General features: G+C 34.3%; 1 pseudogene. It reads right to left on the reverse strand.

The window, feature by feature from the left end:
• A pseudogene (locus GQR38_RS20620) lies at window positions 1-303 on the reverse strand (hypothetical protein); the annotation flags it as partial.

Below are 303 nucleotides of genomic sequence, written 5' to 3' on the forward strand. Positions count from 1 at the left end.
TTGATAAATACTTTCTTGGCTTTAGGTGCACTTTTATTGTTTGTGCCGTATTTATCATTTCTATCGTTTTTTTCTACTTTTCCGCTTTTTTCTACTTTTCCATAGTAAGCACTAGCAGTGCTAGGCTCTGAAGATTGCTTTTGACGAGATAATTTATCACTATTTGTTTGGTCAGTCGTTCGTTGTTGTTTAGGTAAAGTAGTATTAACAGCTGTTTTTGAAGATCCTTCAACAGCTGTATTAATATCTTCCATCTCTTTTTCAGAGAGGTTTCGCCACTGCCCTACTTTTAAGTTATTTAAC

Origin of the sequence: Pseudoalteromonas sp. c7(2019) (assembly GCF_011378625.1) — a bacterium.
In the GTDB taxonomy this organism is placed as follows: Bacteria; Pseudomonadota; Gammaproteobacteria; order Enterobacterales; family Alteromonadaceae; genus Pseudoalteromonas; species Pseudoalteromonas arctica.